Origin of the sequence: Rhodobium gokarnense, from assembly GCF_025961475.1 — a bacterium.
GTDB classification, from domain to species: Bacteria; Pseudomonadota; Alphaproteobacteria; order Rhizobiales; family Rhodobiaceae; genus Rhodobium; species Rhodobium gokarnense.
Genome location: NZ_JAOQNS010000004.1, coordinates 433,989 through 458,116 on the forward strand (window position 1 = coordinate 433,989; position 24,128 = coordinate 458,116).

The 24,128-nt window shown below is 66.7% G+C and carries 18 protein-coding genes; 1 reads left to right on the plus strand and 17 read right to left on the minus strand.

Annotation, left to right across the window (positions count from 1 at the left end):
- Positions 1–136: 136 nt before the first annotated feature.
- Together glmS and glmU are read right to left on the minus strand one after the other, a co-directional pair.
- Positions 137–1,963 (minus strand): glutamine--fructose-6-phosphate transaminase (isomerizing), encoded by a 1,827-nt coding sequence (gene glmS, locus M2319_RS09645; RefSeq protein ID WP_264601241.1) that lies wholly within the window; start codon positions 1,961–1,963, stop codon positions 137–139.
- Between the two features lie 170 nt (positions 1,964–2,133).
- Positions 2,134–3,489, minus strand: coding sequence for a bifunctional UDP-N-acetylglucosamine diphosphorylase/glucosamine-1-phosphate N-acetyltransferase GlmU (gene glmU, locus M2319_RS09650; protein WP_264601242.1), 1,356 nt, complete (start codon positions 3,487–3,489; stop codon positions 2,134–2,136).
- Positions 3,490–3,737: 248 nt separating this feature from the next.
- On the opposite strand from glmU, the gene M2319_RS09655 reads away from it, so the two are divergent.
- Positions 3,738–4,952, plus strand: coding sequence for a hypothetical protein (locus M2319_RS09655; RefSeq protein ID WP_264601243.1), 1,215 nt, complete (start codon positions 3,738–3,740; stop codon positions 4,950–4,952).
- 3 nt (positions 4,953–4,955) lie between these two features.
- On the opposite strand, the gene lpxB is transcribed toward M2319_RS09655, so the two are convergent.
- The 15 genes from lpxB to dnaE all read right to left on the minus strand — a co-directional run bounded on the left by lpxB (position 4,956) and on the right by dnaE (position 23,650).
- Positions 4,956–6,173, minus strand: a complete 1,218-nt coding sequence (gene lpxB / locus M2319_RS09660; RefSeq protein WP_264601244.1) for a lipid-A-disaccharide synthase — start codon at positions 6,171–6,173, stop codon at positions 4,956–4,958.
- Positions 6,170–7,045, minus strand: coding sequence for an LpxI family protein (locus tag M2319_RS09665; protein WP_264601245.1), 876 nt, complete (start codon positions 7,043–7,045; stop codon positions 6,170–6,172). The genes lpxB and M2319_RS09665 overlap by 4 nt, the downstream gene beginning before the upstream one ends.
- A 27-nt stretch (positions 7,046–7,072) precedes the next feature.
- Positions 7,073–7,873: an acyl-ACP--UDP-N-acetylglucosamine O-acyltransferase gene (lpxA, locus tag M2319_RS09670; RefSeq protein WP_264601246.1), complete on the minus strand. Its 801-nt coding sequence runs from the start codon at positions 7,871–7,873 to the stop codon at positions 7,073–7,075.
- 11 nt (positions 7,874–7,884) lie between these two features.
- Positions 7,885–8,349: a 3-hydroxyacyl-ACP dehydratase FabZ gene (fabZ, locus tag M2319_RS09675; RefSeq protein WP_264601247.1), complete on the minus strand. Its 465-nt coding sequence runs from the start codon at positions 8,347–8,349 to the stop codon at positions 7,885–7,887.
- Between the two features lie 67 nt (positions 8,350–8,416).
- Complete coding sequence (lpxD, locus tag M2319_RS09680) at positions 8,417–9,472, minus strand: UDP-3-O-(3-hydroxymyristoyl)glucosamine N-acyltransferase (protein ID WP_264601248.1); 1,056 nt, start codon at positions 9,470–9,472, stop codon at positions 8,417–8,419.
- 64 nt (positions 9,473–9,536) lie between these two features.
- Positions 9,537–11,864 carry an outer membrane protein assembly factor BamA gene (bamA, locus tag M2319_RS09685; protein WP_264601249.1) on the minus strand — a complete coding sequence of 776 codons (2,328 nt, stop codon included), beginning with the start codon at positions 11,862–11,864 and terminating at the stop codon, positions 9,537–9,539.
- 247 nt (positions 11,865–12,111) lie between these two features.
- The gene (rseP, locus tag M2319_RS09690; protein WP_264601250.1) at positions 12,112–13,263 is read right to left on the minus strand and encodes an RIP metalloprotease RseP; all 1,152 of its coding nucleotides are present in this window, start codon (positions 13,261–13,263) and stop codon (positions 12,112–12,114) included.
- 170 nt (positions 13,264–13,433) lie between these two features.
- The gene (locus M2319_RS09695) at positions 13,434–14,660 is read right to left on the minus strand and encodes a 1-deoxy-D-xylulose-5-phosphate reductoisomerase (protein ID WP_264601251.1); all 1,227 of its coding nucleotides are present in this window, start codon (positions 14,658–14,660) and stop codon (positions 13,434–13,436) included.
- Between the two features lie 5 nt (positions 14,661–14,665).
- Positions 14,666–15,547 (minus strand): phosphatidate cytidylyltransferase, encoded by an 882-nt coding sequence (locus M2319_RS09700; RefSeq protein WP_264601252.1) that lies wholly within the window; start codon positions 15,545–15,547, stop codon positions 14,666–14,668.
- Positions 15,544–16,314, minus strand: coding sequence for an isoprenyl transferase (locus M2319_RS09705; RefSeq protein WP_264601253.1), 771 nt, complete (start codon positions 16,312–16,314; stop codon positions 15,544–15,546). Before M2319_RS09705 ends, M2319_RS09700 begins: the two co-directional genes overlap by 4 nt.
- A gap of 33 nt (positions 16,315–16,347) precedes the next feature.
- Positions 16,348–16,911 (minus strand): ribosome recycling factor, encoded by a 564-nt coding sequence (gene frr, locus M2319_RS09710; protein WP_264601254.1) that lies wholly within the window; start codon positions 16,909–16,911, stop codon positions 16,348–16,350.
- 61 nt (positions 16,912–16,972) lie between these two features.
- On the minus strand, positions 16,973–17,692 hold the full coding sequence (gene pyrH, locus M2319_RS09715; RefSeq protein WP_264601255.1) for a UMP kinase: 720 nt from the start codon (positions 17,690–17,692) through the stop codon (positions 16,973–16,975).
- A 105-nt stretch (positions 17,693–17,797) separates the two neighbouring features.
- Complete coding sequence (gene tsf / locus M2319_RS09720; protein ID WP_264601256.1) at positions 17,798–18,724, minus strand: translation elongation factor Ts; 927 nt, start codon at positions 18,722–18,724, stop codon at positions 17,798–17,800.
- A gap of 128 nt (positions 18,725–18,852) precedes the next feature.
- Positions 18,853–19,968: a 30S ribosomal protein S2 gene (locus tag M2319_RS09725; RefSeq protein ID WP_264601257.1), complete on the minus strand. Its 1,116-nt coding sequence runs from the start codon at positions 19,966–19,968 to the stop codon at positions 18,853–18,855.
- Between the two features lie 214 nt (positions 19,969–20,182).
- Positions 20,183–23,650 (minus strand): DNA polymerase III subunit alpha, encoded by a 3,468-nt coding sequence (gene dnaE / locus M2319_RS09730; protein WP_264601258.1) that lies wholly within the window; start codon positions 23,648–23,650, stop codon positions 20,183–20,185.
- Between the last annotated feature and the right edge of the window lie 478 nt (positions 23,651–24,128).

Here is a 24,128-nt window from a genome sequence, read left to right on the forward strand (position 1 = left end):
TTCACGCTGGGTCGTCCTGTCGGCGCGTCCTGGGTCCGCTCAATCCCTTTCTACATCAATATAGGGCGCCGCAAAAAAATTTTGTGCAGTGCTTTAACGAAGACCGAAAAAGACGACGAAAAACGACCGCCGCCGCCTATTCCACCGTGACCGACTTTGCGAGGTTGCGGGGCTGGTCGACGTCGGTGCCCATGAAGACGGCGACGTGGTAGGCGAGGAGTTGGACCGGCAGGGCGTAGACGATCGGCGTGATCGTCGCCGGCATGTCGGGCAGCACCAGGGTTTCGAGCGCATCGATGGAGGCGGCCTCGGCGCCCTTCGGGTCGGTCATCAGGACGATGCGCCCGCCGCGGGCGGCGACCTCCTGCATGTTCGACACCGTCTTGTCGAAGATGCGGTCGTAAGGAGCGATGACGACCACCGGCAGGGTCTCGTCGATCAGCGCGATCGGCCCGTGCTTCAGTTCGCCCGCCGCATAGCCCTCGGCGTGGATGTAGGAGATCTCCTTCAGCTTCAGCGCCCCCTCCATGGCCAGCGGATAGGAGGTGCCGCGGCCGAGATAGAGGACGTCCGAGGCGTGGGAGAAGGTTTTTGCCAGCCGCTCGATCTGCGGCTCCAGGCGCAGCGCCTGGGCGGCAAAGCGCGGGATCTCGACCAGCGCCTCGACGAGCTTGCGCTCATCCTCTTCGCTCAGATGGCCGCGCGCGCGCCCGGCGGCGATCGCCAGTGCCGTCAGGACGGCGAGCTGGCAGGTGAACGCCTTGGTCGAGGCAACGCCGATCTCCGGGCCGGCGAGCGTCGGGAAGATGACGTCGGATTCGCGCGCGATCGTCGATTCCTCGACATTGACGATGGCGGCGATGTGCTGGCCCTCGCCCTTGCAGTAGCGAAGGCTCGCCAGCGTGTCGGCGGTCTCGCCGGACTGGGAGACGAACAGCGACAGGCCGTCCGGCTCCAGCGGCATCTCGCGGTAGCGGAACTCCGAGGCGATATCGATGTCGACCGGCAGCCGCGCGAAGCGCTCGAACCAGTACTTTGCGACGAGGCCGGCATAGAAGGCCGTGCCGCAGGCGGAAATGGCGATGCGGTTGAGGGTACGGAAGTCGAAGGGCAGGTCGTCCGGCAGCCGCGTTGTCATGGCGTTGAGGTCGAGATAGCGGGCGAGCGTGTGGCTGACGACCTCCGGCTGCTCGTGGATTTCCTTGGCCATGAAGTGGCGGAAATTGCCCTTGTCGACGAGGAGCGCCGAGGTCTGGGACTGGCGCACGGGCCGCTGCACTTCCGCTCCGCTTTCCTCGTAGATGCGCACGCCCGAGCGCCGCACCACGGCCCAGTCGCCGTCCTCCAGATAGGCGATGCGGTCGGTGAAGGGGGCGAGCGCGATGGCGTCGGAGCCGACATACATGGTGCCGTCGCCATAGCCGATGGCGAGCGGGCTGCCCCGCCGCGCGCCGATCATCAGGTCGTCATGGCCGTCGAACAGGAAGGCGAGCGCAAAGGCGCCCTCCAGCCGCGGCAGGACCTTGCCGACGGCCTCTTCGGGCGTTGCCCCGCCATCCATCTCATGGGCGACCAGATGGGCGACGACTTCCGTGTCGGTCTCCGTCTCGATGGCAATGCCGGCCTCGGTGAGTTCGGCGCGCAAGGCGCGGAAATTCTCGATGATGCCGTTGTGGACGACGGCAACGCGCGCATTCATGTGCGGGTGGGCGTTGGTCTCGGTCGGCGCGCCGTGGGTCGCCCAGCGGGTGTGGCCGATGCCGCTGATGCCGGCGAGATGCTCGCTGCCGAGGCGCTGTTCCAGATTGGTCAGCTTGCCCTCGGCCCGGCAGCGGGTCAGCACGCCGCCTTCAAGGGTGGCGACGCCGGCCGAATCGTAGCCGCGATATTCCAGCCGCTTCAGCGCGTCGACCAGTTGCATGGCGACGCTGTCCTTGCCGAGAATGCCAATGATGCCGCACATGCCAAAAAAGCTCCCCTCGTCTCAAGCCAACGCCGGTCTTTGCCGTTTTATCGAAGGCAGACGACTTTCGTACAATCAACAAAGGTATCGATGTGTGACCGTCCCCCCGGCGGGCGATGCCGATGTATACTGGGGCAAGAAGGTTGCAATAGGGTTTCGCAGGTGCGCCGCTACTTGCGGCTCGCCTTTTCGGCGGCCAGGCGATCGCGCAGGTCTGCGCCCCTTCCCGCCTTCGTCACCTGGCGTCCGCGGCCGATGGCGAGCGCATCCTTTTCCACGTCCTCGGTGACGACGCTGCCGGAGCCGACATAGGCGCCGTCGCCGATCGTGACCGGGGCGACCAGCGAGGAGTTGGAGCCGATGAAGGCGCCGGCGCCGATTTCCGTGTGGTACTTGTTGAAGCCGTCATAGTTGCAGGTGATGGTGCCGGCACCGATATTGGCCGCCGCGCCGATATGGGCATCGCCGATATAAGTCAGGTGATTGACTTTCGCGCCCTCGTCGACGACGGCCTTCTTGATCTCCACGAAATTGCCGACCCGGGCCTTTGCCCCGATCTCCGCACCCGGCCGCAGCCGGGCATAGGGGCCGATCTGCGCGTTCTCGGCAACGCTCGCCCCTTCCAGGTGCGAAAAGGCGCGGACGCGCGCGCCGGAGGCGACGGCGACGCCGGGGCCGAAGACGACGTTGGGTTCGACGACAACATCGGCCGACAGCGCGGTGTCATGGGAGAAGAAGACGGTCTCCGGCGCGATCAGGGTGACGCCGGCGGCCATGGCGTCCGCGCGCTTGCGCGCCTGGAACACCGCCTCGCACTCGGCAAGCTGGGCGCGGTCGTTGATGCCCATGACCTCGTCTGCGCCGGCCTTGGCGGCGACGACGGAGAGCTCCTGCCCCCGGGCGATCTCCACGGCGTCGGTCAGGTAAAACTCGTGCTTGGCGTTGTCGCAGCCGATGTCGTCGAGGAGCGCCGGCAGGTGGGTGCCGCGAAAGCCCATGATGCCGGAATTGCAGAGCCTTATGCCGCGCTCGGCCGGGTCGGCGTCGCGGTCCTCGCGGATGGCGACGAGGGTGCCGTCCTCCACGATCAGCCGGCCGTAGCCGGCCGGGTCCTCCGGCTCGAAGCCGAGCACCACCAGATCGGCTCCGGCGGCGAGCTTGGCGCGCACGCTTTGAAGCGTTGCCGCAGCGACCAGCGGCGTGTCGCCATAGAGCACGATGACGTCGTCAGCCGGCTCCTTTAATGCCGCGCGGGCGGCAAGGACCGCATGGGCCGTGCCCTTGCGCTCTTCCTGGACGAAGACGCCGCAATCGGGCCAGTCGGCGCGCGCCGCCTCCGCGACGTTGCGCATGTCCGGCCCGACGACGACGGCGAGGCGGTCGGCACCGGCCGCTTTCACGGTATCGATGACGTGACCGAGGAGGCTACGGCCGCCGACCTCGTGCAGGACCTTCGCCCGCGACGACTTCATCCGCGTGCCTTCGCCGGCGGCGAGCACCACGGCCAGAAAGCTCCGATCCGACATCCGATCCCTCCTTCGCGCCGGCGCCTCGGTCGCCGGTTCCTTGCGCTGCAGCAAGTGGCCAAACTCGGTGCCATCCGTCAAGCCGTCATCCACAGCCCAAATGCGGCCGCAGTTGGGTGTTGCCGCGACTCACTTTACAAATCGAATCGGGTTGGTCCGAATATGGCGATCTGCAACGGCACGTTGACGACGGCGATCCGTTGATCGCGGAATCGGATGACAGGGGCGCTGGCTGAAGCGACGAGGGCGTGAAAACCGATACCGGCTCACTCTATGGGGGCTTCTCCGACCAGGAGGATGGTCCTGACGGCTTCGCCCTTGCGGGTTGGGGCTTCACAGCCGTGCTCGCCTTCGTCTTCGCCTATGCCGCCTGGCAGTTCGGTGCCCTCAACGGCACCAGCCTTGCCGAACTGCCGCCGGCCGGCGACGTGGTCATCACCGGCAGCACAAGGTCGACGGAGCCGCTCGGCACCTTTTCCGACAATGTCAACGCAAGGGCGCCGATCGCCGAAGTGACGACCGTCGAGGCCGACGTGTTGCGCCGGGAAATCGCCGAACTGCGCCGTACCGTCATCATGGTCCGGGACATCAACGACCGGCTGCAGGGCCGGGTCGACCGGCTAGAGGCCGAACTGCGCAAGGCGGCAAGCCTGACGCAGCAGCGCCCGGCCCGCGAGGCGGCGACAACGCCGGAGGCGGCCAGGCCGGATGCCAAGACAGCGGCAAAAGCCGGGCTCGACATCTCGGTGCGGCCGTTCGATGCCGCCAAGGAGCTGCCGAAGGTTGCGGCTGCACCTGGCGAAAAGCCCGCCGAGGCGCCCAAGGCTGAGCAGCAGGCGGCAGCGATGCCCGCATCGCCTGCGGAAAAGCCGGCCGAGACCAAGCCCGTGCGGGTGATCATGCCGGGGCCGACGGGGACTGCGGCGCCGCCGCAACGGGTTGCCGGCGCGCCGGCCGCGATGCCTGCACCCGAGGTCAACGGTCCGGAAAAGGTCGTGGAGATCGATCGGCCGACGCCCGAGGCGGCCCGCGCGCCCACCGACGCCGACGACCCGGTCACCACCGGATCGATCCGCGCCCCGGAACGCGACAAGCTGGTGCCGCGGGCAAAGCCCCGCCTGCAGCAGGCCTCGCTGCCGCCCGAACCGAGCCCTGAAGCCACCGAAAAACCGGAAGCCGCACAACTCAGCCAGTCGCGGTTCGGCATCGATCTCGGCGGCTACAAGTCGCTCACCGAGCTGCGCATGGGCTGGTCGTCGTTCTCCCAGAACAATCCGGCCCTTGCCGGCGACCTGGAGCCGCTGGCCAGCATGAGCGAGCGCGACGGCACCCTGGAAGCGCGACTGGTCGTCGGGCCGTTCGTCAACGCCAACGACGCTGTCCGGGCCTGCGCCAAGCTGATGTCGAGCGGCAATCTCTGCCAGCCGACCCTGTTCTCCGGCCAGGCGCTGCGCCTGCCCTGAGGGTCAGCCTTTCTCTATAGCGCCCGCAACATCGAGCATAGCGCCCGCAACATCGAGCACGATCCGCGCGGCCCTGGCGCTTGGCGCCTCGCCGCCCTCAAGCGTCATCTCGTCCCGTAGCCGCCGGAAAGCCGCGACCTGGCGCGCGCGTTCCGGCGTCTCCGACAATAGCGGCAGCATGGCATCGGCGAGCCGTTCCGGCGTCCCGTCGAGGTCGAGGAACTCCGGGATCGCCTTTTGCCTGAGGATAAGGTTCGGCAGCACCATGGTGTCGACCTGCACCATCTTCGGGAACACACGGCGCAGGCGGTTGAGCTGACGGTAGACGGCATCGAGCCGGTAGGCGATGACGGTTGGAACGCCTGCAAGCGCCAGTTCCAGCGACACTGTGCCGGAGGTGGCAAGGGCCGCGTGAGCACGCCGGAAGGCGGCGAATTTTTCCGCCTCGCCGGAAACGATCTCCGGCGTCATAGACCAGTCGGCCATCCGGGCCTCGATCTCGCCGCGCAGATGCGGGACGGCCGGCAACAGCACCTGCGGCTTTCGTGAAGCGCCGGCGGCGATCCGGGCGAGCGTCTCGCCGAAGACGGGCATCATCCGCTCGATCTCGCCGCGGCGGCTGCCCGGCAGGACGAGAAGCACCGGCGCTTCGGCATCTGCAAGGGGGACGCGCTCGCCCGCCTCCTTCCACAGATCCTCCCGCTCGACCAGCGGATGGCCGACATAGTCGCACATCGGGCCGCCGAGCCGCCGGTGCGCCTCCGGCTCGAAGGGCAGGATCGCCAGCACCCTGTCCACATAGGCCCGCATGGCCCTCGCCCTCCCCGGCCGCCACGCCCAGACGCTCGGCGAGACGTAGTCGACGACGGGAATGTCCGGCCGCGCCTTGCGCACCGTGCGGGCGACCCTGTGCGTGAAGTCGGGACTGTCGATGAGGACGAGGACGTCCGGATCGGCGGCGAGCACCGCCTCGGCCGTCTCGCGGATGCGCTTCAGGATCAACGGCAGCCGGCCGAGGACCGCCGTAATCCCCATGACGGCGATGTCGTCGAGGGCAAAGAGGCTTTGGAAGCCGCGGACCGCCATGCGCTCCCCGCCGGTGCCGGAGAAGCTGAGCGCGTCGCCGCCGCAGCGCGCGATCAATGCATCGATGAGGGCCGCGCCGAGCTGGTCGCCGGACTCCTCGCCGACGATGATCGCGATCTTGAGGGGCGCCGTCACGCGCCCGCCTCCGCGGCATCAAGGCGAATGCCGGTCAGAAAGAGTTTTCCCCTGTCGGCTGCGGCAACCGTCGCCTCCCTTTCGGCGATGAGCACGCCGGCGGCCTCCACCGCGATGCCGGCAAGGCTGGCGGCTGCGGCAAGCTCCACCGTGCGCGGGCCGACCGTCGGCAGATCCGTGCGCAGCTCCTGGCCCGGCTTGGTGCGCTTGACGAGGACACCGCGCCTTCCCTTTGCCGGCAGGCGGCCGATAGCCTTCAGCTCCGCGATACGCTCAAGCATCCGGTCGGTGCCTTCGGCGGCTTCCACGGCGGCGACCCGGCCGCCGAGGACGACGACGCCCTGGCCGATATCGAAGGAGCCGAGGACGGAAACCAGCCGGCTCCCGGCCGCGATATCGGCAAGCGCCTCGGCATCGGGCCTGCTGCGGGTCAAAACGCCCTCCGGCGCCAGCAATTGCGGCGCCACGTCCTGCGCGGCGACGATGGTCAGCCCCTCGTCCTCGAAGATGCGGATGACCCGCTTCAGGACCGTGTCGTCGCCGCCGATCAGCGCGGCAATGATTTTCGGCAGCCGGGCGAGCGCGCCGAGATCCGGCGCAACGGCGCGGAAATCCGGACGTTTCGTGACGCTGCCGATCATCACCATCTGGGTGCAGTCGGCCGATTTCAGGATGTCGAAGAAGCGGCCGATCTGGCCCCAGTCGAGCCAGTGGGGGGAGAACGGCTCCATTTCCGGGCCGGCCTCGCCGCGAATGGCGATGACGATGAAGGGTCGGCCGCTCGCGGCGACCGCCGCGGCGACCTCGGCCGGCAGCGCGCCGCCGCCGGCGACGATCGCAAGGGGGCCGGCCGCGCTTTTCGCCGCGCTCATGGCTGCCCCGCCGGTGTTTCGGCCGCCCTAGAGCCCCTGGCCGGTGCGCGGCGTGCACAGCGCCCGGTCGGAGCCGGAGCGGATGAACTCCACGATGGTCTGGACAAGCGGTTCGTCCTCGAAGGTTCGCGCGACGTCGTCGACGCGCTCCAGGAGCGTTCCCTCGTCGGCAAAGAGCAGGCGGTAGGCCTTGCGCAGCGCATGGATCTGATCGCGGGAAAAGCCGTGCCGCTTCAGGCCGACGATGTTGAGGCCACCGAGATGGGCCCGGTTGCCGATCACAGAGCCGAACGGGATGACGTCGTGTTCAACCCCGCTCATGCCGCCGACGAAGGCGTGGGCGCCGACGCGGACCCATTGGTGGACGGCACACAGGCCGCCGAGAATCGCGTGGTCCTCGATGGTGACATGGCCGGCGAGCGTGGCGTTGTTGACGAGGATGACGTCGTTGCCGATGCGGCAGTCATGGGCGACATGGGCGCCGACCATGATCAGGCAGCGTTCGCCGATCGAGGTGACGAGGCCGCCGCCCTCGGTGCCGGGATTCATGGTGACGTGCTCGCGCACGACCGTATCGGCACCGATCACCAGCCGGCTCTCCTCGCCCCGGTATTTGAGGTCCTGGGGCGGCAGGCCGATGCTGGAAAACGGGAAGAACTTTGCGCGCGGACCGACCTCGGTGCGGCCGTCGAGGACGACGTGGCTTTCCAGCGCCACGCCCTCGGCAAGCACGACATCGGGGCCGATGACGCAATAGGGTCCGATACGGACGTCGTCGGCGAGCGTTGCCGCCGCGTCGACGACCGCGGTCGGGTGGATATGGGGCATTCTCTACCTTCTCATGCGTCGACGAGCATGGCGCTGATCTCGGCCTCGGCGACCTTGCCGCCGGCAACGATCGCCTCGACCCGGAACTTCCAGATGGTCCCGCGGCTCTTGATCTTGGCGACGTGGTACTCGACCGTGTCGCCCGGCACCACCGGCTTGCGGAACTTCGCCTTGTCGATGGTCATGAAATAGACCAGCTTCGGGCGCGCCGAGCCCTGGCGGGCATGGACGCAGATGGCGCCGGCCGTCTGGGCCATGCCCTCGATCAGGAGCACGCCGGGCATTACCGGCTGCTCGGGGAAATGCCCAAGGAAATGTGGCTCGTTTATGGTGACGTTCTTCAGCCCGATCGCCGAATCGTCCCTGTTGATGTCGATGATCCGGTCGACCATCAGAAAAGGGTAGCGGTGCGGCAACAGCTCCATGATCTGGAGGATGTCGACCGCTTCGAGCGTTGCCGCTTCTGCCTCAGACATTTGCATTCATCCCTTCGATCGGCGCCCCCCGGCGCCTCGGGCGCGATCCGTCCTTTCGGGGTCCGCCCTATTCCCTCTCGTTTTTGCCCGGCCTTCGCTCTTCGGCGAGTTCGCGCAGGGCCCGGGCCTCGCGCATGAACTCGCGGATCGGCTTGGCCGGCGTCCCGATCCAGCGTTCCCCTGCGGGCACGTCGTTGGCGACGTTGCTGCCGCCGGCGACCTGCGCCCCGGTGCCGATGCGCAGATGGCCGGCAAGGCCTGACTTGCCCGCCAGCACCGCATAGTCCTCCAGCACCGTCGACCCGGAGATCCCCGCCATGGCGACGATGACGCAATGGCGGCCGATGACGACGTTATGGGCGATCTGGACCTGATTGTCGATTTTCGTTCCCTCACCGACGATTGTGTCGCGGTTGGTGCCGCGGTCGATGGTGGAATTGGCGCCGATCTCCACATTGTCCTGGATGATGACGCGGCCGATCTGCGGCACCTTCCTGTGGCCGCCCGGCCCCATGGCGAAGCCGAAGCCGTCCTGGCCGATCTTGACGCCGGGATGGATGATCACGTTGTTGCCGATGAGGGCATATTGCAGCACCACATTGGCGCCGATCGAGCAGCCGCGGCCGATGCGCACGCCGACGCCGATCACCGCATTGGCGCAGACCACCGAGCCGATGCCGATCTCCGCTCCGGCGCCGATGACGGCACCCGGCTCCACGGTGACGTCGGCTTCGAGGCGGGCGGTCTCGTGAACGAGGGCGCGTGCGGAGACACCTTTCGTATCGTCGAAAAAACCTTCCGGGCGCATCACCTCGGGATAGAGGCGGCCGGTGATTTCGGCAAAGGCGACATAGGGGCGGTCGACGATGACGGCGACGACATCGGCCGGCACCTTCTCGGCGAATTTCGGCGAACACAGGCAGGCGGACGCCTTCGTCTCGCCGAGCTGGTCGATATAGCGGGTGTTTTCGATGAAGGCGAGATCGCCGGGACCGGCGAGATCGAGCGGGGCGACGCCGGAGATCAGGATGTCGCCGCCGCGCGCAATGCGCCCGCCGACCCAGGCCGCAATGTCACGAAGCGCAACGGGCTCGGGCGGGGTGAGAAACGCAGGTTCGGTCATGGAGTGCGCCGCGAAGGCCGAGGTCCCGGCGCCGGCAGCGAGAAGCCACCGGCGCCGGGAGGGATCAGAATTGGGTGCCGCCGCCGATCCGGAAGACCTGCGTCTCGTCATACTTGTTCTTGACGATCGGCCAGGCGAAGTCGGCGCGGATCGGGCCGAACGGCGAGTGCCAGATGATGCCGAAACCGGCCGCCCAACGCAGGTCGCCATTGTCGCCAACGACATTGATGCGGCGGAAGAAGTTGGCGCTGTCGTCGACGTCGAGCAGGGTGCCGGCATCGGTGAAGACGGCGCCTTCAAGCCCGATCTCGCTCGGAACAGCCGGCAGCGGGAACGTCGCCTCGGCCGTACCTGCGACATAGTAGCGGCCGCCGAGTGCGTCGCGGGTCAGGCCGTCGCGCGGACCGATGCCCTTGGTGCCGAAACCGCGAATGGTCTCGCCGCCGAGGAAGAAGTGGTCCGGCAGCTTCAGGCGGTCGTCGAGGCTTTCGACGTGGCCGGCCTTGACCTTGAACATGCCGACGATGCCGCGGTCCGCCCAGATCTCGCGATAGGCGCGGCCCTCGACGGTGGTGCGGATGAACGCCACGTCGCCGCCGACACCGGCGAATTCCTGCTGGAACTTGCCATAGTAGCCGTCGCGCGGCCGCTTGATGTCGTCGCGGGTGTCATAGACCAGCGAGTAGCCGATGATCGAGGTGAAGGTCTCGCCGATGGCGTCTTTGACCGCGAGCGAGGCCTCGTCCATGTCCAGGTTGCGATCGAACTTGCCGTCGCCATTGCGGTCACACGACGGCGGGATCTTATCCCCCCGGGTGTATTTCCGCATGTAGCAGCCGTCCTTCAACTCCTTGGCGACGTCGAAGTCCCGCTGATAGGCCGTGTAGGTCAGGTTCAGCCGGACTTCCTCGTTGAGGGGCAGGCCGAAGGTCAGGTTGCCGCCGGTCGTGGTCTCCTCATAGGAGCGGTAGTCCGTCTCCTCGAACTGGCGCCGGTAGAGGTCGAAGCCGGCCGACAGGCGGCGGCCCATGAAATAGGGCTCGCGGAAGGAGAACTCGTAGGTGCGGGTGCTCTCGCCACCGCCGACGGCGGCGCGGACGAACTGGCCGCGGCCGAGGAAGTTGCGCTCGGTGATGGAGACGTCGCCGATGACGCCTTCGGCCGAGGAATAGCCGGCACCGAAGGAAAGCTCACCCGTCGCCTGCTCTTCGACGTTGACGATGATGATCACCCGGTCGGCGGAACTGCCGCGCTGGGTCGCGATCGCCACGTCCTTGAAGAAGCCGAGATTCTTCAGCCGGCGCTTGGCCTTGTTGATCAGCACGCGGTTGAACGCATCACCCTCGGCGAAGTCGAGCTCGCGCCGGATGACGTAGTCGCGGGTCCGCGTGTTGCCGCGGATGTCGATGCGCTCGATGTAGACCCGCGGGCCCTCGTCGACGTGATAGGTGATGTTGATCGTGTGGTTTTCGTAGTCGCGCTCGCCGCGCGGATTGACCTCGGCGAAGGCGTAACCGCGTTCGGAAACCTCAAGCACCATCTCTTCGAGGGTCTTGTCGACCTCGCGCGAATCGTAGGTATCGCCCGGATCGGTGCGCACGGCACCGGCCAGCTCCTCCGGCCCGACGGACGCGAGCGAGCTTTGGACGTTGACTTCGCCGATGGTGTACTGCTCGCCCTCTTCGACCGTGAAGGTGACGAAGAAGGTGTTGCGCTCGCGATCGAGGTCGGCGACCGCGGAGATGATCCGGAAGTCGGCATAGCCGTGCCGCAGATAGTACTCGCGCAGGGCCTCCTGGTCGGATTCAAGCCGGCTCGGGTCGTAGCTGTCGGTGCTGCGGATGAAGCTCAACAGGCCGGATTCGCGCGTCTTGATGACGTCGCGCAGGCGGCTGTCGCTGAATGCGTGGTTGCCGATGAAATTGATGCGGGCAACGCCCGTCTTGTCGCCCTCGGCGATCTCGAAGACCAGATTGACGCGGTTCTGGGGCAGCTTGATGATCTTCGGCTCGACGGTCGCGCGGTAGCGGCCCTTGCGCCGGTAAAGCTCCAGCAGAAGCTGCGTGTCGGCCTCGACCTTGGCCCGGCTGAGGACGGTGCGCGGCTTCGATTTGACCTGCGTCAGCAGCATCTTGTCGTCGTATTTGTCGTTGCCCTCGAACGAGACCTTGTAGATCAGCGCGTTCTCGGTGACCGACACGACGAGGACGGCGCCGCGCTGGTTGATGGCGACGTCGGAGAAGAGGCCGGTGGCGTAAAGAGCCCTGAGGGAATCGTCGACGTCCTGGGCGCTGTAGGCGCGCCGCGGCTGGATCGTCATGTAGGCGCGAACGGTCTCGTCCTCGACCCGTTCGTTGCCGGTGACATCGATTCGATTGACAACAGCCGCCACAGCGCTGGTGACGCTGAACGTCTGTGCAACGCATGCTACTGCCAGCAACAACGCGGCGATGGTCGTCGCCCGCAGAGCAGTTCCTATAACTCGCATCGGGGTTGGTCGCCCTTTTCTGCCGAAGGTTTCGCCGAGACGAATTTGCCTATCATCCCGAGGTTCCTTGACGTTTTACAGGGTTTGAGAGGCCGTGCAAGCCGGCCATTGGGGGAAAGCACCTAATTTCGGTCACACCGTTGCGCAGCGGTCACGGTTTTGCCGCACCGAAGAAGCTGAGGGTGGTTATGTCGTTCCATGTGACGAAGATCATAAGGGACAGAACCAGAGCAAAACCAACGCGGTAGCTGAGGTCCATGGCCCGGTCGGACAGCGGCCGGCCGCGCACCGCCTCAATCGCATAGAAGGCCAGATGCCCGCCGTCGAGCAGCGGAATCGGAACCAGGTTGATGAGGCCGATGCTGATCGACAGCACCGCGATCAGATTGATGAGCTGCATGACGCCGAGGGACGCCACCTGGCCGGAGATGTGGGCAACGCGAATCGGACCGCCGAGCTGGTCGGCCGGATTGCGGCCCGCGATCACCCCGCCGACATAGTCGACGGTGCGCTCCAGCACGTCCCAGGTCTCCTCCACCGCGGCAACGAAGGCGGTGTGCGGCAGGTAGGTCTTGACGACGACGTCGGACGGCTTGGTGCTGCGGCCGATGCCGAGGATGCCGAGGCGCTGCTCGTTTCCGAAGCGGTCCTCGATGGTGCGCAGTTCCGGCGTCACGACGAGGTCGCGGCGGCTGCCGTCACGGTCGACGACGACATTGAGCGGCAGGCCGGCATTGACGCTGACCATGCGCTGGACGTCGGCGAAGCTCTCGATGGACTGGCCGTCGATTTCGACGATCCGGTCGCCGGGCTCGAACCCGGCTACTGCGGCGGCGCTTTGCGGCTGCACGGTGTCGACGCGGGCCGACACCATCTGCTTGCCGTAAATGCTGAAAAACAGCGTGAAAATGGCGATCGCCAGGACGAAATTCGCAAGCGGGCCGGCGGCGACGACGGCGGCGCGCTGCCACAGCGGCTTGGCCGGGAAGCTGACGGAGCGCTCGCTGGCGCTCATGGCGGCGACGGCATCGCGATCCGGCGTGCTGGCGGCGCCCTCGTCGCCGTAGAACTTGACGAATCCGCCGAGCGGAATCGCCGACACCTTCCAGCGGGTCCCGTGCCGGTCTTCGCGGCCGAACAATTCCGGGCCGAATCCGATGGAGAAGGTCAGGACCCGGATGCCGCACCAGCGGGCGACGAGGAAGTGGCCGAGTTCGTGGAAAAACACGACGACGGTCAGGACGATGAGGAACGGCAGGATGAAGCCGATCAGCACCGACCCGGTTCCAGTGATGATTTCCATGTGACGGCCTTCTTAAATCATGCGTCGACGGCAGCGCTGCGCCGGGAAAGCGCCAGGCTAACCGAACTTTCCTACAAAATGTTACCCGCCGGGCGTCGTCAACCGCTGCGTGCCCGGCATAGCACGAGTGTTGCGCTCGAGCGTGTTCGTTGGCGCCCTCGTTACGCCCTTCATGCGGCCATGATGTGGCGGGTCAGGGCGCGGGTCTCCGAATCGAGCTCCAAAGCAGCCCTGAGCGAGCCGGGCTCCTCAAGAAGGCCCCGCTTTTCGGCCGCATCGAGTGCCGCCTCGACCGTTCCGGCGATGTCGAGAAAACCGATCCGCTCCTCCAGGAAGGCATGGACGGCGATCTCGTTGGCGGCGTTGAGGACCGTCGGCGCCCCCTCGCCCCGCTTCAGCGCGGCAAGCGCCAGGGCAAAGGCAGGGAAGCGGTCGAAGTCGGGCTTTTCGAAGGTGAGTGTCGCAAGCGCCGCCAGGTCGAGCCGTGCGCTCGGCGCGGTGCCGCGCTCCGGCCAGGACAGGCAATGGGCGATCGGCGTGCGCATGTCGGGCGCGCCGAGCTGGGCGAGCAGCGAGCCGTCCTCATATTGCACCAGGCCGTGGATCGCCGACTGCGGGTGGATCAGGGCCTCGAACTGGTGCGCTTCCAGCGGGAACAGGTGGAAGGCCTCGATGATCTCCAGGCCCTTGTTCATCAGGGTCGCCGAATCGATGGTGATCTTGGCGCCCATCGACCAGTTGGGATGTTTCAGGGCCTGGGCCGGCCTGGCCTTTTCCATCTCCTCGCGCGTCCAGGTGCGGAACGGGCCGCCCGACGCGGTGAGGATGACCTTTTCGATGCGGCCGACATTTTCCCGGTCGAAGACCTGGAAGACGGCGTTGTGCTCCGAATCGACCGGCAGCACGCGGGCACCGGCCCGGGCCACCTCGGCCATGAAGAGGGAACCGGCACAGACGAGGCATTCCTTGTTGGCAAGGCCGATGCGCCCGCCGCCCTGGACGGCGCGCAGGGCCGGCTCCAGGCCCGCGGCTCCGGTGATGCCGGCCATGACCATGTCGGCCGGCATGGTCGCCGCCTCGATCAGCGCCGCGCGACCGGCCACGGCCTCGATACCGGTGCCGGCAAGGGCGTCGGCGAGCGTTTGATAGTGCGCATCGTCGGCGATGACGGCGCGCTCGGGCCGGAACTTCAGCGCAATCTCGATCAGCTTGTCGACGCTCGACTGGGCGGTGACGGCGACGAGCCGGTAGCGGTCCGGCGCGCGTTCCACGAGGTCGAGGGTGCTGGTGCCGATCGACCCCGTGGCGCCGAAGACGGACAGGGTCATCGGCTCGGCATCGTGGGACCGGGCGGCGAGGTCTTCGGGGACCGCAAGCTGAGGTTCGGGTCTCGACATCACATCTACCATAACAGCAATCCGGCGGCCGGGTGGAACAGTCCGCCGCGAAGCCAGCCGATTAATGCGCCTAGAATGGCAGCGGCGATGAGGGCGTCAACGCGGTCCATCAGCCCACCATGGCCCGGGATCAGCGATCCGGAATCCTTGCGGCCGACCCGGCGCTTGATCGCCGATTCGAAGAGATCGCCAAGCTGGCCGGCGATCGACAGGAGCGCGGCGGTCGCGGCAACGCCGATGCCGACGGGAAGCCCGACGGCGATGACGACGCCGATGCCCGCGGCAACGCCGATGACGAGCCCGCCGATGGCGCCCGACCAGGTCTTGTTCGGCGACACCTTCGGCCAGAGCTTCGGCCCGCCGAGCGTGCGACCGGTGAAATAGGCGGCGATGTCGCTCGCCCAGACGACCGCAAACAGGAAGAGGACCGCGGCAAGGCCGAGCGGCCCGGCGCGCAGGGAGACCAGCGCGATGCCGCCGAGGCCGGCGTAAAGCAGGCCGGTTGCGAGCCCGAAGGACGCGCGCACGAGCCGCACCAGCATGAACAGGATGCCGGTCGCGACTGCGATCAACGCCAGTCCGGGGACCGGCCCGAGGACAGCCGATGCTGCAACGGCCCCGACCGTCACCGCCGCGACGATGCCGACGCCGATCTTCGAGGCGCCGCGGATGGTGATCGAGGCCCATTCCAGGAAGACGATGGCTGTGCCGAGAACGATGAGGCCGGCATAGAAGAGCCCGCCGAACCAGGTCGCGGCGACGGCGAGCGGAATGAGGACGATCGCGGAAGCGACGCGCAGCAGCAGTTCCTGCTTTTTCGGCTGAACGGGCACTTCCGGCCGCACCGGCCGGCGAACCCTGGGCCGCAGCGGCTCGGCACCGGTCATCTCGGCCTCGCGCGGGCCTCGACACCTCCGAAACGCCGGTCGCGGGCGTAGAATTCGGCAAGGGCCGCCCCGAAGGCGGTTTCATCGAAATCCGGCCAGTAGGTCGGCACGAAAACGAACTCCGAATAGGCGGCCTGCCAGAGCAGGAAGTTGGAGAGGCGCTGCTCGCCGCTGGTGCGGATGATGAGGTCCGGGTCCGGCACGTCGCGGGTATCGAGCGCTGCCGTCAGCGCCGTCTGGTCGATGGCATCGGGGCTCATCTCGCCGGCGGCGACGGCCGCGGCGATGCGCTGCACGGCGCGGACAATCTCGTCGCGGGCGCCGTAATTGAAGGCGATGACCAGGGTCATTCCGGTGTTGGTGCGGGTCGTCGTCTCCGCATCATGGAGAAGCCGGCGCAGGTCCGGGTTGAGCCGGTCGCGGGTGCCGATGATGCGCACGCGGACATTCTTGCGATTGAGGTCGGCGAGATCGGAGCGGATGAACAGCCTGAGAAGCAGCATCAGCTCGGCGATCTCGGCCGGCGGCCGCGACCAGTTTTCGGAGGAAAAGCTGAACAGGGTGAGATAGTCGATGCCGCGCTCGCGGGCGTAGCGCACCGTCTTTCGCACCGCCTCGACGCCCCGCCGGTGCCCTTCCGTGCGCGGCAGGCCGCGGGCGCTCGCCCAGCGGCCGTTGCCGTCCATGATGATCGCCACATGCGACGGTCCCAGATCGTCGCCGGGCAATTCGAGCGGAAGAGTAGAGGCTTCGAGGCGCACGGTCATTGCGTCTGCCACCCAGGGTCTGCGGCGACCACCTCAGACCTGTTTGATTTCTTCTTCCTTGTGGGCGAGCAATTCATCAATGCTTTCAATATAAGTGTCCGTCAGGGCCTGAATTTCTTCGCCTTGGGCGTGATGCTCGTCCTTGCTCATAACGCCTTCTTTTTCGAGCTTTTTCAAGGTCTCCATACCATCGCGGCGGACATGACGCACTGCAATGCGGGCCTGCTCGGCATACTTGTGGGCGATTTTCGCCAGTTCCAGCCGGCGTTCTTCATTCAGCTCCGGAATGGGAAGGCGCAGCAACTGGCCGTCCATGACCGGATTGAGCCCGAGGCTGGATTCCCGGATCGCCTTGTCGACGGCATGGACCATCGACTTGTCCCAGACCTGGACGGAAATCATGCGCGGTTCGGGGACGCTGACCGTCGCCACCTGGTTGATCGGCATCGCCGAGCCGTAGGCCTCAACGGTGATCGGTTCCAGGAGGGCCGCCGAGGCGCGACCGGTGCGCAGGCCCGACAGCTCCGTCTTCAGCACCGATACGGCACCGTCCATGCGCCGACCAAGGTCGTCGAAATCGACTGATTGATGTTCCATGATTTCCTCGCAGACATGTTCTGTTGGCGCCGGGCGGGCGCGAAGGCAAGCGGGCCGCGGATCAGTCGCCGACGACGGTCGCCCGTCCGCGTCCGCACAAGACGTCAACAATCGCACCGGCCTCGTGAATCGAGAACACGATTATCGGAATCGAATTGTCGCGGGCAAGAGCAAAGGCGGCCATATCCATAACGGCAAGGCCTTTTTCGATGGCGTCGCGGTGGCTGAGGCGCTCATAGCGGACGGCCGAGGGATCGGTCTTGGGGTCGGCGGAGTAGACGCCGTCGACCTGGGTGCCCTTCAGGATCGCGTCGCAGCCCATTTCGGCGGCACGCAGCGCGGCGCCGGAATCGGTGGTGAAGAACGGGTTGCCGGTGCCGCCGGCAAACAGCACCACCCTGCCCTCGTCCATCGCGGCCGTTGCCGCGCGCTGGGAGAACGGCTCGCAGATGCTCGGCATCGGCACGGCGGAAAGCACCGTCGCGGCGACACCGCGCTTGGCGAGCGCGCCGTGGACGGCGATGCAGTTGATGACGGTCGCCAGCATGCCCATGTGGTCGCCGGCGACGCGGTTGCCGCCCTCGGCCGCCACCGTCATGCCGCGCACGATGTTGCCGCCGCCGATGACGAGGCCGACCTTGACCCCGAGGGCGACCGCCTCGGCGATCTCGCCGGCGATGCGGTCGACGAAGTCGCCGTCGATGCCGTAGCCCTTGGCGCCCATCAGGGCTTCGCCGGAAAGCTTCAGGATGACCTTGCCGTAGCGGGCGGTTTCCGTCATCGGACGTTCCTCATCCGGGTCGGGGTGTCGGTTCGCCGTGCGGATGCATGGCGATGTAGATACAAAAACGGCGCCGGATTGTTGCGTCCGGCGCCGTTTCCGAAATCAGTTTCCGCCGGCCATCGCCTGGACTTCGGCGGCGAAGTCGTCGTCCTTCTTGTCGACGCCCTCGCCGACCTCGAAGCGGACGAACCCGGCGACCTTGATCGGAGCACCGATCTCCTTCGACGCGGCCTCGACCGCCTTTTCGACCGTGTTGTCCGGATCGACGACGAAGGGCTGCTTCAGGAGCGCCACTTCCTCGAAGAACTTGCGCATGCGGCCTTCCACCATCTTCTCGATGATGTTCTCCGGCTTGCCGGATTCGCGGGCCTGCTCCGAATAGACCGCGCGCTCGCGGGCGGCGACGTCGGCATCGACCTCGTCCGGGGTGACGGCGAGCGGGTTGGAGGCGGCAACGTGCATGGCGATCTGGCGGCCGAGCGCGTTGACGGCGTCCGCGTCGCCGGTCGATTCCATGGCGACGATGACGCCGATCTTGCCAAGGCCCGGGGCGATAGCGTTGTGCACATAGGACGAGATGACGCCGGCATCAACGGCAAGGCCGGCGGCGCGGCGGAACGTCATGTTCTCGCCGATGGTGGCGATCTGCTCGCTCAGCTCGGCCTCGACGCTGTGGGACTTGCCGGGATAGGTCGCAGCCGCCGTCGCGTCGCGGTCGCCGCCGACCGTCAGCGCGGTCTCGGCGATGTCGCGCACCAGCTTCTGGAAGCCTTCGTTGCGGGCGACGAAGTCGGTCTCGGAATTGATCTCCACGATGGCGGCCTTGGTGCCCTCGGTGGCGACGCCGACGAGGCCCTCGGAGGCGACGCGGCCGGCCTTCTTGGCGGCCTTGGCAAGCCCCTTGGTGCGCAGCCAGTCGATGGCGGCTTCCATGTCGCCGTCGTTCTCCATCAGGGCCTTCTTGCAGTCCATCATGCCTGCGCCGGTCTTCTCGCGCAGTTCCTTGACTTGGGTGGCTGAAATGCTCATCGGATCGCCTCGTTGTCGGTTTGTCTCAGCGAAGGGGTGTCAAAGGCGCGCACCGCCGGCGGACACAATCCATCGACGGTGCGACACATTTATGATCTCCGGCCGTCTGCCCGGCCGGCGGCGTGGTGTTACGCGTCGGCGCCCGCGAGGGCGGCGGCCTGGGAGACCCATTCCTCGCGCTCGATGCGGCCCTTGAAGGCAAGCGCCTCGTCGATGCGCGCGATGTCTTCCGCGGAAAGAGCGGCCACCTGCGCGAATGTGGTGATGCCGAGCTTGTTGAGCTTGGTCTCGATCACCGGGCCGATGCCATTGATCTTCTTCAGATCGTCCGGCTCGCCTTCCGGCGCCTCAAAGAGCGCAACGAGCTCTTCCTCGGCGGTCTCTTCGGAAGCGGCCTCGGCGGCCGGCGCTTCGGCGGCAGGCTCGACGGTGGCAGCCGGGGCCTCGGCGACAGCTTCCTCGGCGACGGGCGCCTCGGTCGTGACCTCGGCAAGCACCGGCTCTTCGGTGAAGATCTCTTCAGACTCGCCGATATCGACGCCCATGGAGCCCTGGGCGCGGCCAATGCCGTCGAGGGCAGCGCGGGCGATCAGGTCGCAGTAAAGGTCGATGGCGCGGGCGGCGTCGTCGTTGCCCGGGATCGGGAAGTCGATGCCGGCCGGATCGCAGTTGGTGTCGAGGATGGCGGCGACCGGGATGTTCAGCCGGCGCGCTTCCTGGATGGCAATCGATTCGCGGTTGGTGTCGATCACGAACAGAAGGTTCGGGATGCCGCCCATGTCCTTGATGCCGCCGAGGTTGCGCTCAAGCTTCTCGCGCTCGCGGGACAGGAACAGGCGCTCCTTCTTGGTCAGCGCCTGGGCGGAGCCGCCGTCCAGCATCTCTTCCAGCTTGCGCAGGCGCTGGATCGAGTTGGAAATGGTCTTCCAGTTGGTCAGCATGCCGCCGAGCCAGCGGGCGTTGACGAAGTACTGGGCCGAGCGCCGCGCCGCATCGGCGACCGAATTCTGCGCCTGGCGCTTGGTGCCGACGAACAGCACGCGCCCGCCACCGGAGACGGTGTCGGACACGACCTTCAGCGCCTGGTGCAAGAGCGGCACCGTCTGGGCGAGGTCGATGATGTGGACGTTGTTGCGCAGACCAAAGATGAACGGATCCATCTTCGGGTTCCAGCGGTGACGTTGATGTCCGAAGTGCACGCCTGCTTCCAGGAGCTGGCGCATGGTAAAATCAGGCAGAGCCATGGCTCGCGTCTCTCCGTTTTTCCGGTTCAGCCTCCGCGAGAGCACGGCCTCATGGCCGTCGATACACCGGATGGACCCGTCCCTATGTGGGGACGCGCCCTGCCCTCGCGTGTGGAATGGGCGCCTTATAAGGCGGGATTCCGCCCTTTGCAAGCCGCCAGGGACGGGAATTTTCGCGGGAAAGCGGGCATCCCGGCGACGATTGCAGCAGGCGCTACTGCATTTCCACCTGGATGACGCCGGAAATCGTCTTCAAGGCACCGGCGATCTGGGGCGAGACATTGTAGCTGCCGGGCAGCCGGATCTCGACCTCGCGCATGCCGCCGTCGAGCAAGAGAACGACGCTGACATCGCCGCCGCCACCACGCTTGTCGAGCCGGCGCGACAGGTTTTCGGCGAGCTTGCCGTCGCGCACATAGACGCGCATTTCCTTGTTCGCCTTGACCGCCACGTCGTCGAGGGGGCGGATCGTCTGGACACGGACGCCGACGCTGTCCTCCTCCAGCCGTGTCAGCACCTCAAGGACGACGGACGTTCCCGGCTCCAGCATGTCGCGGTATTCGTTGAGCATGTCGGAGAACAGCATCGTCTCGAACTGGCCGGTCGGGTCGGAGAGCTGGAGGATGCCGATGCGGTTGCCGCTCCGCGAGCGGCGCTCCTGGCGCGAGGTGATGGTGCCGACGAGGCGCCCGCCCGGCGCGCCGCCCTTTGCCGCCTCCACGAATTCGGCCCAGAACTGGATGTTCAGCTTCTTCAGGACCGAGCGGTATTCGTCGAGCGGGTGGGCCGAGAGATAAAAGCCGATGGCGTCGAACTCGCGCTGCAACTGCTCTGCGGGCAGCCAGGCATCGACGGGATCGAGACGGACGGTCGGCGCGTCGAAGCCGGAAAAGAGCTGGCTCTGGCCGGCGCCCTCGTCGGCGCTGGTGCGGGCCGCCTCGCCCAGGATGCGGTCGAGCCCGTGCATCAGCCGGGCCCGGTTCGGCTCCATGTCGCCCAGCGCGCCGGCAGCAACGAGGCTTTCCAGGCACCGCTTGTTGACGTAGCGCGGGCTGATGCGGCCGGCGAAATCGGTGAGGTCCTTGAACGGTTTGTCGCCGCGGGTCTCGACGATGTGCTCCACGACCTGGCGGCCGACGCCCTTCAGCGCGGCCAGCGTATAGACGATCGCGCCGTCGGCGACGTCGAATTCGGTCGCGGTGCGATTGACGGACGGCGGCACCACCGGAATGCCCAGGCGCTCTGCCTCGCGCTTGAACTCGTGCAGCTTGTCGGTGTTGCCCATGTCGAGGGTCATGGAGGCGGCGAGGAACTCCACGGGGAAGTTCGCCTTCAGATAGGCCGTCTGGTACGCGACGAGTGCGTAGGCGGCCGCGTGCGACTTGTTGAAGCCGTAGTTCGCGAACTTGGCCAAAAGGTCGAAGATCTGGTTGGCCTTGGCGTTGCCGATGCCGTTGTCGATCGCGCCATTGACGAAGCGCTCGCGCTGGGCGTCCATCTCGGCCTGGATCTTCTTGCCCATGGCGCGGCGCAACAGGTCCGCTTCGCCCAGCGAATAGCCCGACATCACCTGGGCGATCTGCATCACCTGCTCCTGGTAGATGATGACGCCGAAGGTCTCCTTCAGGATCGGCTCCAGCAGCGGGTGCAGGTAGTCGGGCTCTTCCTCGCCGTGCTTTCGGGCGTTGTAGATCGGGATGTTGTCCATCGGGCCCGGCCGGTAGAGGGCAACGAGGGCGACAATGTCCTCGAAGCGGTCGGCGCGCATGCCGGCGAGCGCCCGGCGCATGCCCTGACTTTCCACCTGGAACACGCCGACCGTCTCGCCGCGGCCGAGCATCTCGTAGGTCGTCGCGTCGTCGAGCGGCAGGGTCGACAGGTCAATGTCGATGCCGCGCCGGGCGATCAGCCGGACCGCGGTCTGCAGGACGGTGAGGGTCTTGAGGCCGAGGAAGTCGAATTTGACGAGGCCGGCCTGCTCCACCCACTTCATGTTGAACTGGGTCACCGGCATGTCGGAGCGCGGATCGCGATAGAGCGGGACCAGCTCGTCGAGCGGCCGGTCGCCGATGACGATGCCGGCGGCGTGGGTCGAAGCGTGGCGGTAGAGGCCTTCGAGGCGCGTTGCGATTGAGAACAGCTTTTCGACGATCGGCTCGGCCCTGGCCTCTTCCTGCAGGCGCGGTTCTTCGGCGATCGCCTTGTGGAGCGGCGTCGGATTGGCCGGATTGTTCGGGACCAGCTTTGCCAGCTTGTCGACCTGGCCGTAAGGCATCTGCAGGACGCGGCCGACGTCGCGCATCACGGCGCGGGCCTGAAGGGTTCCGAAGGTGATGATCTGGGCGACCTGGTCGCGGCCGTATTTCTCCTGGACGTAGCGGATGACCTCGTCGCGCCGGTCCTGGCAGAAGTCGATGTCGAAGTCCGGCATCGAGACGCGTTCGGGATTGAGGAAGCGCTCGAACAGGAGCCCGAAGCGCAACGGGTCGAGGTCGGTGATGGTCAGCGCATAGGCGACCAGCGAGCCGGCGCCGGAGCCGCGGCCGGGACCTACCGGGATGCCCTGGCTCTTGGCCCATTTGATGAAGTCGGAAACGATCAGGAAGTAGCCGGCATATTGCATGCGGGTGATCGTGCCGAGTTCGTGTTCGAGGCGCGCCTCGTAGGCCTCGCGCTCGATGCCGGGGGCAAGGCCGTGCACGTCCAGCCGGCGTTCCAGGCCGCGGATCGCCTGGGCGCGCAATTCCTCGGCCTCCGCGGCAGCGGCTTTTTCCGGATCGGCGCCCTCCGCATCGGCGGTGAAACGCGGCAGGATCGGCTTGTGGGTGTGCGGGCGGAAATGGCAGCGCCTGGCGATCTCGACGGTGTTTTCCACCGCTTCCGGCAGGTCGGCGAAGAGCTCGACCATTTCGGCGCGGGTCTTGAAATAGTGGTCGGGCGTCAGCCGGCGCCGGTCCTCCTCTATGACAACCCGGCTTTCGGCGATGCAGATCAGCGCGTCATGGGCCTCGAAGTCGTCGCGGGCGGGAAAGAACGGCTCGTTGGTGGCAACGAGCGGCAGGCCCTTGCCATAGGCAAGCTCCAGCAGCGGGCCTTCGGTGCGGGCTTCGCGCGGGTCCTCGTGGCGCTGCAGTTCCACATAGAGCCGGTCGCCGAAGACGGCGGCGAGCCGGTCGAGGCGGGCCTCGGCCTGCGCCGGGCTATCCGCCAGCAGCGCCTGGTTGACCGGGCCGCCGGTGCCGCCGGTCAGGACGATCAGCCCCTCACCCTGCTCTGCGAGCCGGTCCATGGTCACATGCGGCTTCATGGTGTTGTCGGTGTCGAGGAAGGAGTGGCTGACGAGGCGCACGAGGTTGCCGTAGCCGGTCTCGTCGGCGGCGATGAGGACGAGGCTCGGCAGTTGCTGCGCCTTCTGCTGGGAACCGTTGTGGGGCCGCCGCTCGTCGGCGACCGCATCCTCGAAGTCGACGGCCAGCTGGCAGCCGACGATCGGCTGGATGCCGGCGCCTGCGGCCTTTTCGGAAAACTCCAGCGCGCCGAAGAGATTGCCCGTGTCGGCCATGCCGAGCGCCGGCTGCCGGTCGCCGAGCGCAAGGTCGAGCAGCCGCTTGAGCGGCAGTGCCCCTTCCAGCAGCGAATAGCCCGAATGCACCCGCAAATGTACGAAGCCGACCGCGTCCATCGTCCCCATCCGTATCGCGGCGACTCACGCCGCCGAAGGGGACGAGTTTGAAAAGAACGGGGGACGGAGTCGACCCTTCGCCAATGTGTCGCTGACATGGAGCCCACCTCGTCCACAGACGATGCCGTGCAGTAAGGCGCTGCCGGCAGAAGTTTTCGGCAGACCGGTTCCGCCCGGCAAAGCCGTCCGGGCGCCCCGGCGGGCGCCGTCAGCCGACCTGGGAAAGGATGTTGATCCAGAGCATCAGCGAGGAGGCAAAGAGGGCAAGGGCAACGAGAGCGGCAACGTCGCGGGCAAGAGCTTGCATCGGTCCATCTCCTTGTACACTGTTTGTTCTCACGTACTATGTTCGTTTTTTGTTCTCATGTCAACCTATCCCCGTCCGGGGTAGTGTCTCAGTTTGAAATTTAGGGAAGGATGGCACGCCTTGCTAAGCGGAATTCAATTGTTCCTGTAGAAGCCGTGAAACGATCGCATG

Excerpts from the sequence above, each read along its gene's own strand:
- glmU (WP_264601242.1), bottom strand. The coding sequence starts at position 3,489 with ATGTCGGATCGGAGCTTTCTGGCCGTGGTGCTCGCCGCCGGCGAAGGC.
- M2319_RS09705 (WP_264601253.1), bottom strand. The coding sequence starts at position 16,314 with ATGACCGTGCGCCTCGAAGCCTCTACTCTTCCGCTCGAATTGCCCGGC.
- glmS (WP_264601241.1), bottom strand. The coding sequence starts at position 1,963 with ATGTGCGGCATCATTGGCATTCTCGGCAAGGACAGCGTCGCCATGCAA.
- M2319_RS09695 (WP_264601251.1), bottom strand. The coding sequence starts at position 14,660 with ATGTCGAGACCCGAACCTCAGCTTGCGGTCCCCGAAGACCTCGCCGCC.
- tsf (WP_264601256.1), bottom strand. The coding sequence starts at position 18,724 with ATGAGCATTTCAGCCACCCAAGTCAAGGAACTGCGCGAGAAGACCGGC.
- fabZ (WP_264601247.1), bottom strand. The coding sequence starts at position 8,349 with ATGTCTGAGGCAGAAGCGGCAACGCTCGAAGCGGTCGACATCCTCCAG.
- lpxD (WP_264601248.1), bottom strand. The coding sequence starts at position 9,472 with ATGACCGAACCTGCGTTTCTCACCCCGCCCGAGCCCGTTGCGCTTCGT.
- M2319_RS09725 (WP_264601257.1), bottom strand. The coding sequence starts at position 19,968 with ATGGCTCTGCCTGATTTTACCATGCGCCAGCTCCTGGAAGCAGGCGTG.
- pyrH (WP_264601255.1), bottom strand. The coding sequence starts at position 17,692 with ATGACGGAAACCGCCCGCTACGGCAAGGTCATCCTGAAGCTTTCCGGC.
- dnaE (WP_264601258.1), bottom strand. The coding sequence starts at position 23,650 with ATGGACGCGGTCGGCTTCGTACATTTGCGGGTGCATTCGGGCTATTCG.
- lpxA (WP_264601246.1), bottom strand. The coding sequence starts at position 7,873 with ATGCCCCATATCCACCCGACCGCGGTCGTCGACGCGGCGGCAACGCTC.
- frr (WP_264601254.1), bottom strand. The coding sequence starts at position 16,911 with ATGGAACATCAATCAGTCGATTTCGACGACCTTGGTCGGCGCATGGAC.
- M2319_RS09665 (WP_264601245.1), bottom strand. The coding sequence starts at position 7,045 with ATGAGCGCGGCGAAAAGCGCGGCCGGCCCCCTTGCGATCGTCGCCGGC.
- M2319_RS09700 (WP_264601252.1), bottom strand. The coding sequence starts at position 15,547 with ATGACCGGTGCCGAGCCGCTGCGGCCCAGGGTTCGCCGGCCGGTGCGG.
- rseP (WP_264601250.1), bottom strand. The coding sequence starts at position 13,263 with ATGGAAATCATCACTGGAACCGGGTCGGTGCTGATCGGCTTCATCCTG.